Here is a 17,500-nt window from a genome sequence, read left to right as displayed (position 1 = left end):
ATCTTATATGTCTAAATATTAATGATTTTGGAACAGATTTTGCAGAATAAATTATAAATCTCCGGACATCGTTCCGGCCCAAAAATACGTTAATATATTATACTATGGATAAGGTTTTGCTCCTATGTGTGCTTATCTTTGATATAGAAGGTTTTTCCCTCACAGATTTAAGCAGAAGGCAATGAAAAAATATACGATTTTTACCTTAGCCCCCGTGCTGGCCCTCCTGGCCGTTGGCTGTAGCAGCCCAATTGCGATGCAGTCGTCAGAATATGACGATATGTACTACAGCTCAACCGATGAGACAGTATATGTACAGCCAGAAACGCAGCAACGTTCGGAGCAGGCTTACCAAGACTATAGCAACAATACGCAGCAGCAGCAGCAAACCTTAGCCGATGGCGAAGTGCTAAACCCTGAATACTCAGATAATGCCGTTACACAAAATTATGTTGGTGATGATGAGTATTATGATGGGCGCTCTTACGATGCGCGTGATAACTGGTACCGCCCAGATTATTCTTTTGTAGATCCTTATTGGGGTGCAGCCTATGCGCCGCGCCGCATGAGCTATGCCTACTATGATCCATTTTACGACCCATTCTATAACGACCCGTTTTACTATGATCCGTTCTGGAACAATGCCCGTTACGGAAGAGGCTTGAGTGTAAGCATTAGCTATGGCATGGGCTGGGGAGGCTTCTATGGTTCGCCACGCTATGGTTTCAGCAACTGGTGGCCTGGCAGCTACGGGCATGGCTATTATAATGGCTACAACAGAGGGTTTAACAACGGATATTATGCCAGCAACCCTTACAACTGGTATTCTGACAGGCCAGTAGTTATTGGGCGTGCCTCTAAAGTACAGTATGGCCCACGCGACAGCCGTGGTAGTGTTGTAACAAATAATGACGGTGCGGCAAACAGACGTTCAGCAAGAGGAGAGGCTGTTAGAAGCGAACGAACAGAGAATAGCCAGGGTGTAGTGGGGCGTCAGTCGCGTAGCGATAGAAGCACTGTAGCGCCAGCATCAGGCACAAATGATAGAGTAGTGTTGCCAGCAAGGCCAAGCCGTGCAAACAGAAACACCACCACCACCACACAACCACAGCAGCAGCGTACGCAACCTGCTGTAGCGCCAACTGAGAATAGTGGCCGCCGCAGCCGTAGTTCTACGCCAAGCCGTACTTCAGAGCAACCAGTGCGTACACGCTCTGTCGAGACCAGTCGTCCGGCACGCACCTACGAAAGCCGCCCAGCCACTTCTACGCCAGCAACATCAACCCCATCTTACCAGCGCAGCAGTAGTGGGTCATCATCGTCTGGTACAAGCTCAGGCAGCAGCAGCGGTGGGCGATCAAGAAGAGGAAATAATTAAGTATAGCAAGAAAATCCATATAAAATGAAGAAGACACTTTTGGCCAGCCTGGCGCTCTTACTAGGCTGGGGTGGTACTGCTTTTGCCCAAACTGGAACAGATGCGCTGCGTTATTCACAACTGGGAATTTCAGGTACTGCGCGCATACAAGGTATAGGTGGAGCGCAAACCGCGCTTGGAGCTGATATAACAAATATTGCCGGCAATCCAGCTGGTTTAGGCATGTTCCGCCGTTCAGAATTCTCCATCACTCCAGGTATACAGTATAATACAACCGAAACAGGTACAGGAGACGGTAACTTTACAGATGAACGCAATATTTTTTCTGTGCCACAAATGGGGCTTGTGTTGTCTAAACGCCGGGGCGATGATGATACCAACGACTGGAGAGGAGTAAATCTAGGAATAGGCTTTACAAGGTTGAATAATTTTAACCAACAGCTTAGGTATACTAATACCACAGAAGCTCCAAATACCATTGTAGATTATTTTGCTGACCAAGCGAATATAAATGGTCGTACAGAATCCAGTTTAATAGATGAAGTTGATAATACTGGTATCACCTCTTTAGCAGGTTTAGCTTATAGCACTTTTCTTATTGAGTTTTGGGATGTGGAACGAGGTGAAGCTACAAATTATGCTAATCCGCTGTACAGCTATGGCGCTATAGGTCAGCTGGAAGAAATTCAGCGCAGAGGGTCTCAAAATCAATTAGATATTGGTGTTGGTACCAGTTATAAAGATAAAATTTACCTTGGAGCCTCTTTAGGCATCATAACCAGCAACTTCACTCAGGAAAGTATTTTTCGTGAATCAGGCGATTATGTTATAGCTTTTGATGAGGAGAACCAAGGCATTCCCGGACAATATAATCTTACGCTACGGGATGAGTTTACTACAAGAGGTGCAGGTATAAACCTAAAGGTAGGTGTGATTGCAAGACCAGTAGATGCATTACGGTTGGGATTAAGTATACAGACACCTACTGCCTATAACTTTACAGATGATTACCAAAGATCGTTGTCAGCTACTTCGGTAGATCCTGATACGGGCGTGCCTGGTACTTATTCTGATGCTGAATTGCCAGGAGAATTTAACTACCGCTTGACTACGCCATTCCGTGCAACAGGCGGAGTAGCTTATTTTATTGGTAAGTATGGCTTTATCACGGCTGATGCTGAATTTGTGAATTATGGGGGTATGCGGTTTTCTGAGGACAATGAATTTGGGAGTTCCAGTGGGTATTTCACAGACGTGAATAACTCTATATCTGATACCTATCAATCTGCAGTAAACTTTAAAATAGGAGCAGAAGGCCGCTATGAAGCGTTTAGGTTCCGTGCAGGATATGCTCATTCAGGAGATCCTTATAAGAGCAACGACCTGGATGGTTCTATCAAAGCTTATACCTTGGGGGCAGGTATTCGTCTGCAGAATTACTTTGTGGACCTGGCATATGTTAACAGCAACCAAGCCACACGTTACTCTCCTTATACCTTTAGTTCAGGAGGCGGAGAGCCAATAGTAGATATGAAAAACCGCCAATCTACTGCACTCTTAACCGTTGGCTTCAACTTCTAATTGACCAAGTATAAAGTATAAAAAGCGGTAGCTCCGAATAAGGGTTGCCGCTTTTTTTGTTTTCACGTGCCTATATTACTGTTATAACAAGTATAGGTATGGTTTTGGCTACGCTTTATGGCTAAACCGTAATATTGTTTTAACTTAGAGGAGCTAAACTAAACTAACCGAAAAGCATGCATATCAGATTAAAGACAAATATTTTGGCTGCCGTGCTTCTGTGTTTTGCCTTTGTGGCGCAGGCGCAGCAGAAAAAAGACATTACGCTGGAGGATCTTTACAAGAAAGGCACCTTCCGTAGCCAGTCGGTGTACGGCGTGAACTGGATGAACGATGGCCGCTACTACAGCTCGCAGGTGCCTGACGAAAAGAACAAGGTATACGACATTGTAAAGTATGATGTAACTACAGGCAAGCCCGTTTCCACCATCATCGAGGGCGAAAACCTGGTGCCAGCCGGCAGCAACCAACCAATTCAGTACGATGACTATACTTTCTCTTCAGACGAGCAGAAAGTACTCTTCTCTACCGATACAGAGCAAATTTACCGTCGTTCGTCTAAGGCCGAATTCTACATTTACGACATCGCCTCTAAAAAGCTGACAAAGCTAAGCGATGGCGGCAAGCAGCTGTATGCTTCTTTCTCACCGGATGCCAAGCGCGTTGCCTTCGCCCGCGAAAACAACATGTTCGTGACCGACCTGAGCAACATGCAGGAAACGCAGATCACCACCGATGGCAAGTTCAACTCCATCATCAACGGTTACTCGGATTGGGTGTATGAAGAAGAATTCTCTTTTGCGAAAGGTTTCCATTGGTCACCAGACGGGAAGAAAATCGCCTTCTATACTTTTGACGAGGCAAACGTGCCGGAGTTCAACATGCAGATGTGGGGCGAATTGTATCCGCAGGATTACAAGTTCAAATACCCGAAAGCTGGTGAGGCAAACTCAACCGTAAAGGTTTCGGTGTATGATGTAAACAGCGGCAAAACCGTGAAGATGGATACGGGCAACGAGGATGACATTTACATCCCGCGCATCAAGTGGACGAACGATGCTAACCTGCTGTCTATCCAGAAAATGAACCGCCTGCAGAACACCCTGGAGATCCTGCACGCCAATGTCTCTACCGGTAAAACCAACGTGGTGCTGAAAGAGACAGACAAGGCCTACATCGACATTACCGACGACCTTACTTACCTGAAGGACGGTAAGAACTTCATCCACTCTTCTGAGAAGGATGGCTACAACCACCTGTACCTGTACAACATGAACGGTAAACTGGTGCGCCAGATCACCGACGGTAACTGGGAGGTGAGTGAGTATGTTGGCTACGACGAGAAAAACGACCGCCTGTACTACATGTCTACAGAGGTGTCTCCGCTTGACCGCCACCTGTATAGCATCAGCAGCAAAGGCAAAAAGAAGCAGCGCCTGACGGACAAAGAGGGCACGCACCGCGTGAACATGAGCAATGACTTCAAATACTACCTGGATTATTACTCTGCTGCCAACACGGTACCAACCGTAAGCCTACACACCGCAAAAGATGGCAAACTGATCAAGGTGCTGGAAGATAACGAGAAGCTGAAGAGCACGCTGGCGCAGTATGATATTGCCAAGCAGGAGTTCTTCTCCATGAACACGGCTGACGGCACGAAGCTGAACGGCTGGATGATTAAGCCAACGGATTTTGACCCGAACAAAAAATACCCAGTGCTGATGTTTGTATACGGTGGCCCAGGCTCACAGACAGTAACTAACAGCTGGGGCGGTAGCAACTACCTTTGGTACCAGGTGCTGGCCGACAAAGGCTTGATCGTGGTAAGCGTTGATAACAGAGGTACAGGTGCCCGCGGTGCTGACTTCAAAAAAATCACCTACGCTAACCTGGGCAAGTATGAAATCGAAGATCAAATTGAGGCCGCTAAATGGCTGGGCAAGCAGAACTATGTAGACAAAGACCGCATCGGTATCTGGGGGCACAGCTTTGGTGGCTACATGACGCTGCTTGGCCTAACGAAAGGCGATGGCGTGTTCCGTGCAGGTATCTCCGTGGCTCCGGTTACAAACTGGAGATTCTACGACTCTATCTACACCGAGCGTTACCTGAAAACACCACAGGAAAATGCGGCTGGGTATGATGAGAACTCACCGTTGTTCTTTGCTGATAAGCTGCAAGGTAAGCTGTTGCTCATCCACGGCACAGGAGATGATAACGTGCATTTCCAAAATGCTGTAGCCATGCAGGATGCTTTGATTGATGCCAACAAGCAGTTCGAGAGCTTCTACTACCCGAACCGTAACCACGGTATCTACGGCGGCAACACCTATATGCACCGCTTCACCATGATGACCGACTTCCTGGAGCGCAACTTGATTAACCCAGGCAAAACAGTGGTAAACCAGTAAGCCACAAGTATAAATATAAACAAGAAGGGCCTGCTACTCAGCAGGCCCTTCTTGTTTATAATAAGTATGAAAAGGGGTTTATACTTGGCTTGTATAAAAAAGCTGGAAAGTATGTTTGGTACATTACTCTTTTACGCCTAGCTGCGCATTAATCAGCGGTGTTTTAGGTGCCAGGAAAAAGCCGGTCAGGCTGGCAAAAAGTATCGGGATGAAATGATGAAAGCCTGTAAGCGTGGCCAGCAAAATGGTCGTGCTGATAGGTGTGCGCGTAACGCAGGCGTTGATTGCCGCCATGCAACTTACCATAATCAGTGGCAGGTTCTGGCCCGGAAAGGCAGTATTTACAATCATACCCACTGTAGCACCCACAAAGAAAAGCGGAATGATAAAACCGCCACGCCAGCCGGAGGTAACGGTAAAGGCGATTGCCAGTATTTTGGCTCCTAAAAGTATAAGCAGGAACTCCAGCGTAAACTGCTCCTCCAGCAACACGTTCAGCTCATCGTGGCTAAAGTAGCGGGAGAGGGGCACAAAGTAGGCAATCGTACCAATGATGAGCCCTCCGATCATCATCTTCACATAAATGGGCACCTGCAGCTTTTGAAAAATATGGCGGCATTGGCGTACGGAAAAGATAAACAACCAACCAGCGGCCGTGCCTGCCAAAGCATATAGCATGGCATAGAAAAAGTCGTTGAGCTCGGGCGTGGCATATATCGGGAAAACCCAGGTAGGGCCAATGCCGATGTGCGTCACCAGAAGAAAGATAACGTAGCTGGAGCAACTAGCCACCAAGGCGGGTATCAAGGCCTGGTAGTATTCGCTGATGTGTTTATGGTGTTGAATCTCCAGCGCAAAGAGGCTACCCCCCAGTGGAGCGCCAAACAGGGCTGTAAAGGCAGCGGCCATGCCTGCTATACTTAAAGAGCGCAGATCCTCGCCTTTTATCCTAAGCTTCCGGGCTATCCAGGTGCCGGTGGAGCCTACCACCTGCACAAGCGGAGCCTCCGGGCCTGCGCTGCCACCGCTGGCAATGCACAACCACGACGACAGGATCATGGACGGGTTATTCTTGGGCTCCAGTCTGCCGCCTTTAAAGCGGATGTTGTTTACGATGAGGTCCATCTCGCCGGGGTCACCGAGAAAGTGGATAACAAGCCCCGCCAACAGACCTGCCACTGCCATAACCGGAATGACATAAAGCCCCTGGAACTGCGCCAGAAAATGCAGCAGCCCCTCCAGTACTGTCCAGTAAAAGCCAGCGATCACACCGCCCACAATACCCACGGCAATCCATAGCAGAAACAGCTTGCTGAACACAAAAGGATTAAACTGCAACGGGTAGTTTAACTGGTTCCGAAGCGCTACGGCTAGTCTTCTTCTCTTAAAGTCCATCGGGCAAAGGTACGGAGATCCTGTTTAAACCTCCGGCCAGGGCTACTTTAATCTGCTATTCGTAAGTATGAATAGCAGAATCTTAACAAAAAATTGTTTGCTAAGAGTGGAAACAAAATTAGTTTAACCTGTTTATTGTTGTCATCCTGAAAGGATCTTGGTTAAAGAGGGCCCCTGCCCCGCGAGCGGTAAAGCGGTTCATTGAAGCTATTCTAATTAGCCCACAAGATCCTTTCAGGATGACAATATAGTATGAAGTAATGCTGTCTTTCTACTTAAGTTGGGCTTGATAAAGAAGTCTTCAGACATAACCGACGAGGCTAAGGCGTATGGGTTGATTGATGAGGTGTTGGAGAGGTAGCTTATTATAGTGGCAGACAGCTTTATCTGTTTTCTGACTCAAACTCTTTCAGCGTTACTCCACTAGGCAACTTCCACTCAAGTAGACCATTTGCGTTTCTACCCATCACCATAACTGCTGCGGTAGAAGGGCTACTGAAAACACTATCTTCCATAAACTCATATACCTCTCCATTCTGCTGAAGTATGTTTTGCTCTATGAGCTGCTGCCTATATTTAGCAAAGGATGGAGAAATAGAGTTAACATTTGATAGTGTAGCCCTTGATCCTTTAAACACCACAAACCCTTCTGCTGTAGGTTCGCCTTGAGCTTCTGCACCTCTTGCGCCTCTCAAATAAAAGATTGGTTGTTGCTCATCGTTATTCTTGACTTCACGCTTTTCCTCAAAAACTTTATGACCAAGGGTATTAACAAGTAATCTGATGTTTGATATGAATTCTTCCATTTCTGCTCTGTCAGATTCAGAGATAGAAGATTGTGTAGGTATAACACTGTTTTCTAATTGGTAGCGGCCAGCGTCTTTTGCTAAAGTGTGTAGTCGGTTTTCAATGTACTTTATATGAGCTTTGTTCAAGTTTTCATCTTTACTGATGAAGGTGATTGCTTCATTCCAAAAGTCTCTTTGAGAAACCTGTTGTTGGAGTCTTCTAAATATTTCTTCAGCTTCGCCAACATATACTTTATCAAAGCCATCTTCGCTCTTGCCAAACAGTAAGTAAATACCAGGATTATTTAAGTCTTGGCGATCTATACATTCTTTGACTTTAACACGAGGAATTCTATAAGCTTTACCTGTCCAGTTAGATAATTCACAGGTCATGCGGCCATTTGGATCACCGTCGATAAGGAATATCTTTATTGTTTTACCAAACTTCATTTTTAATATGAATTCATTAAAATTAGCCCCCGCTCGCCTCCGACGAGTGTGAGGTTATAGAGGTGTCCCGCCTCATGTTAATAAGTATAATTTATACTTGATGCTACGCCTTTGGTTTGTCATCAGGTTGCCAGAGGTAGTGTTATACCACACACTCGCCGGAGGCGAGCGAGAGCGTACAAGCAGATTGTACTATAGATATTATTAACATGTTGCCTAGTGTTGGGCTAGTAGGATATGCGCATAAAGTGTAAGCAGCCCCTACAGTTTCACACAAACATTTTGCGGCTCAGTAAAGAAACTCAGTGCCTCAAAGCCGCCTTCTCGACCTACGCCGGAGTTTTTCATGCCGCCGAAAGGTGTGCGGAGGTCGCGGAGGAGCCAGGTGTTGACCCATATGATGCCGCTATGTACCTGGTGCGCCACACGGTGGGCGCGTTGTAGGTTCTGTGTCCAGATGGTGGCGGAGAGGCCGTAGTCGGTGCAGTTGGCGTACTGGATAACTTCTTCTTCGGTGTCGAAAGGCGTAAGCGTCACAACAGGGCCAAAGATCTCCTCGGTATTGGTGCGGCAGTTATAGGGAAGGCCCTCGATAACGGTAGGAGAAATAAACCAGCCCTTGGCGCAGCGTCCTTCCACCTGCACCTGGTGTCCGCCTGTAAGTATGCTTCCGCCTTCCTGCTTCGCCAGCTCGATGTAAGAAAGCACCTTCTGCATGTGCTGCTCCGATACCACCGCGCCTTGTTTGGTGCGATCCTCCAGCGGGTCGCCTACGGTCATAGCTTTTACCTTCTCCACAAAAGCATCCCGAAACTTCTCGTACAGCGGGCGCTCGATAAAGATGCGGGAGCCGCAGAGGCAGATCTGTCCCTGGTTGGCAAAGGAGGAGTGTATGGAAGTATGGAGGGCGTTGTTAAAATCGCAATTAGCAAAGATGATGTTTGGATTCTTGCCACCTAACTCCAGCGATAGCTTTTTGAACATAGGGGCAGCTGTCGCGGCAATGCTTCGCCCGGTTGCCGTGCCACCGGTGAAGGAGATAACAGGCACCTTCGGGTGCACTACCATGGCAGCTCCAACTTTGTGCCCATAGCCGTGCACAATGTTCAGTACACCGGCAGGTAAGCCTGCTTCCATGCAAATCTCCGACAGCAGGAAAGCCGTCATGGGCGTAACTTCGGAAGGCTTGGCTACTACACAATTTCCAGCAGCCAGGGCAGGAGCGATTTTCCAGGTAAACAAGTATAGCGGCAGGTTCCAGGGCGAGATACAACCTGCCACCCCATGCGGGTGCCGCACCGTATAGTTGATCGCCTCTGTGCCTTCCATGTAATGCGCCTCCGAAGCAAAGTGCTGTATGGCCGTACCGTAGAAACGCATGTTACTGCTGGCCCGCGGAATGTCTACTGTCTTGGCAAGTTTTAGTGGTTTGCCGTTGTCTATCGACTCAGCCTCTGCCAGCCGCTCCAGGTTCTCATCAATCAGGTCAGCTATCTTCATCAAAATGCGGCCACGTTTTTCGGCAGGCGTCTTCGCCCAACCCGGGAAAGCTGCCTGCGCCGCCTCCACCGCCTGCGCTACATCCTGCTCATCAGAATCAGGAATAAGGGAGTATACTTCTCCGGTTGCAGGATTATAGTTGTCGATGTACCGCCCCGCTGCGGGAGCAACTAACTGGCCGTTGATGTAGTTTTGAAGCTGCTGCACGTGCGTTGGCAATTATGAATGATGAATTAAAAATTATGAATGGGTGGCATTTATACTTGCTGTACCGTTCCCAACGACTTCTAACCCCTCCTTGTCTAAGGCCTCAAATCAGTTTAAGTAGCTACTACTGCTTTCGCTACACCACTTCTGCTAAGTCCCCCTTTGAAGGGGGTAGGGGGATGTTAATACTTCTGCGGATGCTTTAGCTGCTCCTGTTTCTGATTCAACCTTAGCACTCCCTTTCTCCCAACTTGTTATCCTGAAAGGATCTTGGTCGAAGAAAAGTGAAGCTGCTCCAATGAAGCTTATACTTGAAGCAAGCCAATAGCAGAACCCACCCCTGCCCCTCCAGGGAGGGGAATTTCAACACGAGTATAAATGTTTGTACCCCGGCTCTGACCATTAGCCACTATTAACCCCTTCAACTTCAAAAAAGTCTAAGGTCTAATATCTAGCGTCTAAAGTCTTAAAGGCAGCTAGTTCGCCCACCATCTACCGGCACATTGATACCGTTGATGTAAGCAGCGGCAGGAGAGGCTAAGAATGCAGCTGCGGCAGCTACTTCTGCTGGTTCTGCAAAGCGCTTAGCCGGAATTTCAGCTTCCATTTCCTGCTTTATCTCCTCTTGGCTACGGCCCGATTTCTGAGCTCTGCTTTCGATGATAGAGGTGATGCGACCTGTGTTGGTAGAGCCAGGCAGCACGTTGTTTACGGTGATGCCAAACTGCCCTAGTTCGTTGGCCATCGTTTTAGACCAGCTTGCTACAGCTCCACGAATGGTGTTCGATACACCTAAGCCGTTGAGCGGCTGCTTTACAGAGGTGCTGATGATGTTAATGATGCGCCCGTATCCAGCTTTTTTCATAGCTGGTATCACTGCTTTCGCCAGCAGGTGGTTTGCCACCAGGTGTTGGTTGAAGGCATCTATAAACTCATCCGTAACAGCCTCAGTAATTGGCCCGCCAGCAGGACCGCCGGTATTGTTAACCAGTATGTGTACTTCGGGTTGATCTTTCAGGTACGCTTGTACCTGTATGTTCAAGTCGTATGGGTCTGAGAAATCAGCTACGATAAACTCATGCTGCTGCCCTTGGGCCGTGTCTAGCTCTTTGGCCACTGCCTGTAGTTTCTCTTCGTTACGGGCTACCAGCGTAATGCTGGCACCCAATTGTGCCAATTCCACAGCTACGGCTTTGCCGATGCCTTGGGTGCTTCCGCACACCAGGGCGTGTTTGTTCTTCAGGTCTAAGTTCATAAGCTAAATGTACGTAAAACAGAACAAAGAAGCATAGGCTTACTTTACTTGTCTGTTACCATTTATGTGGGTTTTTTCGTACTTTCATTCTATCAAACATGTAACGCAAGAAGTATGGCTATACAACGACCATTTAACTTTAAAGGCTGGATAGAGGAGCACCGCCACCTGCTGAAGCCACCGGTAGGCAACCAGCAGGTTTTTAAAGGCAACGATGATTTTATTGTGATGGTAGTAGGCGGGCCGAATGCGCGCAAAGATTATCATTATGATGAAGGAGAAGAGTTCTTCTATCAGCTGGAAGGAGACATTGTGCTGAAGATAATTGAAGACGGGAAGCCGGTTGATATTCCGATCAAGGAAGGAGAGATTTTCCTGCTGCCGCCACGCGTGCCGCACTCACCGCAGCGCCCTGCCGGCTCAGTAGGCCTGGTGATGGAGCGTTACCGCAAATCCGGTGAACAGGACGGTTTCCTGTGGTTCTGCGAAAACTGCGGCAACAAGCTATATGAGGAGTATGCCGACGTAACAGACATTGTAGGCCAGTTGCCGGTTATCATGAGCCACTTCTGGGACAGCATGGAACACCGCACCTGCAACAACTGCGGTACCGTCATGGACCCTCCGGCAAAACTTTAAATTAGACATGAGATATTAGTATCACGACACAAGATTTTTTAATTGAACAAAGTATAAAGCCGCTTCTGCTGCCTTGGTAGCCGGAGCGGCTTCTTTTTTAAAGGTGAAGTATAAATCAACCCAAAGCAGTTTATGCTTCATTAGCCCTCATCACCCTGCTAGAAAAAGTCTTGTGTCGTGATACTTGATACTTGTGTCCCAAAAGTCTTGTGTCTTACGTCTTGATACTTGTGTCTAAAAAAGCGTATCTTGTTGGATTGCCCTATACGGCCAATGTGCGTATAGACGTATACTTCGCCCCTTAAGCCATGCAAGAGAAGATGCCTATACTTACTGCTGATAACCTGCTGAAGGTAGACATACACACCCACATTTTACCTGCCACATGGCCTAACCTGCGCGAGCGCTACGGCTACGGCGGCTTTGTGCGGTTGGAGCACCACAAGCCTTGTTGCGCCCGCATGATGATGGATGATAAGTTCTTCCGTGAAATTCAGGACAACTGCTGGGATCCTAAAGCACGCATGCACGAGTGCAGCCAGCATAGGGTAGGGGTGCAGGTGCTAAGCACTGTGCCGGTTATGTTTAACTATTGGGCAAAGCCAGAGCACACGTACGATCTTTCTAAGATGCTGAACGACCATATTGCCGGTATTGTAGCTGATTACCCTGATCGATTTGTAGGCCTTGGCACACTGCCCATGCAGGCGCCCGATCTGGCTATCAAAGAACTGGAGCGTTGTGTAAAGGACTTAGGTATGGCAGGCATACAGATCGGCACGCATATCAACGATTGGAACCTAGAGGCCCCGGAGCTTTTTCCGGTTTTCCAGGCAGCAGAAGAGTTGGGAGCGGCTATTTTTGTGCACCCTTGGGATATGTATGGGCAGAAAAAGATGAAGAAGTACTGGTTGCCCTGGCTGGTAGGTATGCCTGCCGAAACAAGTATGGCTATCTGCTCTATGATCTTCGGAGGTGTGTTGGAGCGACTGCCAAAGCTGCGTGTGGCGTTTGCCCACGGTGGAGGCTCCTTTCCGGCTACCGTTGGTCGCATTGCCCACGGCTTTGAAGTACGCCCTGACCTTTGCGCTGTGGATAACAACGTGAACCCAAGGCACTACCTCGGTAAATTCTACCTCGACTCGCTGGTACACGATCCTGCCGCCCTGGATTACCTTGTGAACCTGGTAGGGGCTAACAGCATTGCCCTCGGCACCGATTACCCTTTCCCGCTTGGCGAATTGGAGCCGGGTAAACTGATAGAGTCTATGCCTTATGACCTGGCAACAAAAGAACGTATGTTAAGCGGCACTGCCTTAGAGTGGCTGAATCTGAAGAAGGAGCAGTTTGTGAAGGGGCAGGTGGGGGAAGAGGCGAGTAGGAATAAAGCTTGCTAAAGACTTTTTTATCTGGCGCAAGTCTTCAGACTTGTGTCCTACTATGGTGTAGGGTTTTCAACTCTACTGGCTCGCAGAGGCATTGCTGCTACAGCCTCGGCCATACTTCTATAGCTGCTTTTGCTGATGCATCTTCTACCAAGCTATTCTTTCTAGTTTCTGTTCATCCTCCAGCTCCCAAATACCTTCTGTTTCACCTTATACTTTGGATCGCTCAAGCCCGCGAGGGCTCGTCCTGGGGGTAGGGGCCCTCTTACTCGTGCCTCGGGCTGCCTCACTCCGTTCGTCACCGGAAACTCTCGAGGCGCTCAACCCAAGGACTGGGAAACTTCAGATAGCTTCTACTTACGGAGCTTTTGCCAAGCACTCTTCCCTATTTTTAGGCATTCCCCTCCTCGGAGGGGCAGGGGTGGGTTTCTTTGAGTAGCTCTAAAACAGCGCTTATACATTGGCAATAGCAGTTTCAGGTTCCCCTCCTTAGATAAGGAGGGGCTGCGTGTGGTTGGATTAGCAGCTACAACGCTACAACAGCCCTACCTGGTTTACCCTTCCTGTTTCAGTAGAAGGTAAATTTCATACTGCAAATTCTTATCTTAGCAGGATAAAGAAACCTATAACTGCCTTGGCAGTTTAAGAATAAAGAAATTCCGCACAACATGAACTATCAAAACACCCTGGCCTTTGCACAGGAGCAGGACCAGCAAGACACGCTACATCATTTCCGCGACCGCTTTCATTTCCCGCAGGTAAACAAGAAGGATGCCATCTACTTCTGTGGCAACTCTCTGGGGTTACAGCCAAAATCAGCACAAATGTACATCGATAACGAGATGTATAAATGGGCTAACCTGGCAGTAGAAGGGCATTTTAAAGGAGATGAGCCTTGGTATAACTACCACGAATTATTGGCTGGAGGTGCTGCCCGTGTGGTGGGTGCCAAAGAGAACGAGGTAGTGATTATGAACCAGCTGACTGTGAACCTGCACCTGATGCTGGTATCGTTCTACAGGCCAGAGGGCAAGCGCTTTAAAATTATTACAGAAGGAGGTGCCTTCCCGTCCGATCAGTATGCGCTGGAAACGCAGACCAAATTCCACGGCTACAATCCGGAAGAGGCTGTAATAGAGCTATTCCCTCGGGAGGGTGAGCACACCTTACGCACCGAAGATATCCTGCAAAGTATAAAAGAGCACGGCGATGAACTGGCACTCGTGATGATGGGCGGTATCAACTACTATACAGGCCAGGTATTTGACATGGAGGCCATCACCAAAACCGGACACGAAGTGGGTGCGCTGGTTGGTTTTGACTTGGCACATGCCGCTGGTAATATAATGCTTAAGTTGCACGATTGGGATGTGGATTTTGCGGTATGGTGTACTTATAAATACCTGAATTCTGGTCCGGGTGGTACCTCTGGTGTATATGTGCACGAGCGTTTCGCAAACGACAGCAGCATTCCGCGCTTTGCCGGTTGGTGGGGGCACGATGCTAAAGAGCGTTTCCAGATGAAGAAAGGCTTTAAGCCAATGGAAGGCGCACCAGGCTGGCAACTGAGCAACGGCCAGATTCTGCCGATGGCGGTGCACCGTGCCTCCCTGGAACTGGTGGACGAAGCAGGTGGCATGGAAGCCCTGCGCGCCAAAAGTGAGAAGCTGACAGGTTACCTGGAGTACCTGATAAATGATGTACATGTAGGCAAGGATGTAATGGAAATGATCACACCGGAAGACCCACAGGCACGTGGCTGCCAGATATCCTTACTGGTAAAAAAGAACTCGCGAATGCTGTTTGATAAACTAATGGAAGCAGGCATTATAGTAGATTACCGTGAGCCAAACGTAATTCGTGTGGCCCCTACACCGCTCTACAACAGCTTTGAAGAAGTATACCATTTCTCAGAGATTTTGCACGAGTGCCTGGAGGCACATTAAAACACCTTTTCTAAAGAAAGCAGCAACGGGCGGAGGGGAGCTAAAGACTGCCTCTCCGCCCGTTGCTTTTAGAAGCCGCGAGCATCCTTCTGCGCCATGTTTAGGTAGTATAACTAAAGCAAACATACATGGTAAGGCGCGAATAGCCCGTATAAGCTATCACTCAAACGCTTCCTCAAGAATCAACTATAAAACCACATGACACATTTACCGCACTTAGTTACAGATTTAGCCTTGATACTAGGGGCTGCGGGTATCACCACCCTTCTCTTCAAAAAGCTGAAGCAGCCATTGGTGCTGGGGTATATTATTGCGGGGCTGTTGGTGGGGCCGCACTTTGCCCTTTTTCCATCGGTGATGGAAACCGAGAACATTACCATCTGGGCTGAGATCGGTGTTATCTTTCTTTTGTTCAGCCTGGGGCTTGAGTTCAGTTTTAAGAAACTGGTGAAAGTAGGAGGTGCATCGTCGGTAATGGCCTTGATAGAGGTTGTCGTAATGCTGCTGCTAGGCTACCTGACTGGTAAGCTGTTAGGCTGGAACACCATGGACAGTATTTTTCTGGGCGGTATTCTTTCCATATCCTCCACTACTATTATTATCAGAGCCTTTGAGGAACTGGGGGTGAAGTCGCATAAGTTTGCAGGGCTGGTATTTGGAGTGCTGATTGTGGAGGATTTGGTGGCTATACTTTTGCTGGTGTTGCTTTCCACACTGGCGGTTAGTCAGCAGTTTGCAGGAACTGAGATGCTGGCAGCCGTCATGAAACTGGCTTTTTTCCTGCTGCTGTGGTTCTTGGCGGGTATATTCCTGATCCCGACATTCCTGCGCAAAGCAAGCAAACTCATGAACAACGAAACGCTACTGATTGTGTCGCTGGCGCTTTGCCTGCTGATGGTGGTGCTCGCGGCACAAGTTGGATTTTCGCCGGCGTTGGGTGCTTTTATTATGGGCTCTATACTGGCAGAAACCACCAAAGCCGAGAAAATTGAGCACTTGGTTTCCTCCGTAAAAGACCTTTTCGGAGCCATCTTCTTTGTCTCGGTAGGTATGCTGATCAATCCGGCCACCCTTGTCTCTTATGCGGGCCCTATCGCGCTTATTACGCTGGTGACACTGGTGGGTAAATCACTAAGTATAACGGGCGGAGGGTTGATATCGGGGCAAGGATTGAAGACGTCAATACAGTCAGGCATGAGCGTGTCGCAGATTGGGGAGTTCTCCTTTATCATCGCTACACTAGGGCTCACCCTGAACGTCACCAGCGATTTTCTGTACCCGGTAGCGGTGGCCGTTTCGGCTGTGACTACCTTTACCACGCCCTACATGATCAGGCTTTCGGAGCCACTATACCGCAAGGTAGAGGCGCTGCTGCCTGATAAATGGATAGCCTCGCTGAATGAATACAGCTCAGGGGCACAGACTATCGGTACTACCAGCGACTGGAAATTAGTGCTTAGGGCATACGCAGTTAACCTGGTGGTTTACACAGTTATTATTATTGGCCTTGTTATGTTAGCCGCCCGCTACCTGCATCCCTTTATAAAAGAGACCCTGGTGAATGGCAATTTAGGGGATGTGATAACAATGTCCATTACCCTGATCTTTATGGCTCCTTTTCTTTGGGCTTTAGCGGTATACCATCCGCAGAAGGAGGCACTAGGCCGTATCTGGGCAAACAAAAACTACCGCAGCCTGATTATTGTGCTGGAGTTTGTGCGGATAGTAATTGCCATACTGTTTATAGGGTTTCTACTCAACCAGTTCTTTTCTATACAGGTTGCGATAGTGGTGGGGTTGGCTATTATTGCTTTGCTAACTGTTTTCTCACACAAGATCCAGAACTTCTACATTCGGATAGAGAACCGCTTTATGAACAACCTGAATGCACGGGAAATAAGCGATGCTGCTAAAATGCACCATACCCTCACACCCTGGAATGCCCATCTCACCAGCTTTGAGATCTCTCCGGATTCTGTTGTTGTCGGGAAAAGCTTGGTAGAACTGCAGGTTAGAGAAAAGTATGGCGTTAACGTAGCTGTGATAGAACGGGGCGACCATACCATACTGGCTCCATCGCGGGGAGAGAGGGTGTTTCCGGATGACAAACTCTATGTTTTTGGGTCTGATGAGCAGCTAGAGACGTTCAGGCAATTTATTGGAACTGAAATGCCCAAAACAACTGAACAGGACAGGAAAGACGATGTGGGCCTACAGAAGCTATTAATTACCGCTGATTCTGTTTTGCTGCACAAGACTATACGGCAAGCCGGAGTGAGAGAGAAAGCAAAGGGATTGATAGTAGGTATTGAAAAAAACGGTGAACGTATTCTAAACCCTGTATCTGAAACAGTTTTTGAGGAAGGAGATATTGTCTGGATTGTAGGAAGCCAGTGGCGCATCAAGCAGCTGGAGGCTAGCAGGCAGGAGGCATAAAAGATATCCTTCTTTAAACATTGATGTGCAGCAACAGCCAAGATGAAACCTTTAGAATTATAAGCTTATCAAAAACTTAAGCAAGTATAAAGCCAGAGCGGCTGGTTCTTTTGTAGAACCAGCCGC

At 48.1% G+C, this 17,500-nt stretch carries 11 protein-coding genes; 7 read left to right on the top strand and 4 right to left on the bottom strand.

Annotation, left to right across the window (positions count from 1 at the left end):
- Positions 1–181: 181 nt before the first annotated feature.
- The 3 genes from ACFQ2O_RS04635 to ACFQ2O_RS04625 all read left to right on the top strand — a co-directional run bounded on the left by ACFQ2O_RS04635 (position 182) and on the right by ACFQ2O_RS04625 (position 5,373).
- Entirely contained in the window at positions 182–1,378 is a 1,197-nt protein-coding gene (locus ACFQ2O_RS04635; protein ID WP_377523244.1) for a hypothetical protein, read from the top strand.
- Between the two features lie 24 nt (positions 1,379–1,402).
- Positions 1,403–2,959, top strand: coding sequence for an OmpP1/FadL family transporter (locus tag ACFQ2O_RS04630; protein ID WP_377523243.1), 1,557 nt, complete (start codon positions 1,403–1,405; stop codon positions 2,957–2,959).
- Positions 2,960–3,135: 176 nt separating this feature from the next.
- A complete protein-coding gene (locus ACFQ2O_RS04625) occupies positions 3,136–5,373 on the top strand; it encodes a S9 family peptidase (RefSeq protein ID WP_377523242.1) in 2,238 nt (745 codons plus the stop codon).
- Between the two features lie 123 nt (positions 5,374–5,496).
- Here ACFQ2O_RS04625 and ACFQ2O_RS04620 read toward each other — a convergent pair whose 3' ends face one another.
- From ACFQ2O_RS04620 to ACFQ2O_RS04605, 4 genes are all read right to left on the bottom strand, one after another.
- Positions 5,497–6,768 carry a chloride channel protein gene (locus tag ACFQ2O_RS04620; protein ID WP_377523241.1) on the bottom strand — a complete coding sequence of 424 codons (1,272 nt, stop codon included), beginning with the start codon at positions 6,766–6,768 and terminating at the stop codon, positions 5,497–5,499.
- 383 nt (positions 6,769–7,151) lie between these two features.
- Positions 7,152–8,006, bottom strand: coding sequence for a GIY-YIG nuclease family protein (locus tag ACFQ2O_RS04615; protein ID WP_377523240.1), 855 nt, complete (start codon positions 8,004–8,006; stop codon positions 7,152–7,154).
- A gap of 261 nt (positions 8,007–8,267) precedes the next feature.
- Positions 8,268–9,713 (bottom strand): aldehyde dehydrogenase, encoded by a 1,446-nt coding sequence (locus tag ACFQ2O_RS04610; RefSeq protein WP_377523239.1) that lies wholly within the window; start codon positions 9,711–9,713, stop codon positions 8,268–8,270.
- A 466-nt stretch (positions 9,714–10,179) separates the two neighbouring features.
- Positions 10,180–10,968: an SDR family oxidoreductase gene (locus ACFQ2O_RS04605; protein WP_377523238.1), complete on the bottom strand. Its 789-nt coding sequence runs from the start codon at positions 10,966–10,968 to the stop codon at positions 10,180–10,182.
- 114 nt (positions 10,969–11,082) lie between these two features.
- Between ACFQ2O_RS04605 and ACFQ2O_RS04600 the strand changes: the two genes are divergently transcribed.
- From ACFQ2O_RS04600 to ACFQ2O_RS04585, 4 genes are all read left to right on the top strand, one after another.
- Entirely contained in the window at positions 11,083–11,607 is a 525-nt protein-coding gene (locus ACFQ2O_RS04600) for a 3-hydroxyanthranilate 3,4-dioxygenase (RefSeq protein WP_377523237.1), read from the top strand.
- 308 nt (positions 11,608–11,915) lie between these two features.
- A complete protein-coding gene (locus ACFQ2O_RS04595; RefSeq protein WP_377523236.1) occupies positions 11,916–13,004 on the top strand; it encodes an amidohydrolase family protein in 1,089 nt (362 codons plus the stop codon).
- 656 nt (positions 13,005–13,660) lie between these two features.
- A complete protein-coding gene (kynU, locus tag ACFQ2O_RS04590) occupies positions 13,661–14,938 on the top strand; it encodes a kynureninase (RefSeq protein WP_377523235.1) in 1,278 nt (425 codons plus the stop codon).
- 198 nt (positions 14,939–15,136) lie between these two features.
- Positions 15,137–17,374 carry a cation:proton antiporter domain-containing protein gene (locus ACFQ2O_RS04585; RefSeq protein WP_377523234.1) on the top strand — a complete coding sequence of 746 codons (2,238 nt, stop codon included), beginning with the start codon at positions 15,137–15,139 and terminating at the stop codon, positions 17,372–17,374.
- The last annotated feature ends 126 nt before the right edge of the window (positions 17,375–17,500 follow it).

Source organism: Pontibacter rugosus (assembly GCF_042678745.1).
Taxonomy (GTDB): domain Bacteria; phylum Bacteroidota; class Bacteroidia; order Cytophagales; family Hymenobacteraceae; genus Pontibacter; species Pontibacter rugosus.
The sequence above is the reverse complement of the archived record's forward strand: the minus strand, read 5'-3'. Positions and strand labels throughout refer to the sequence as shown.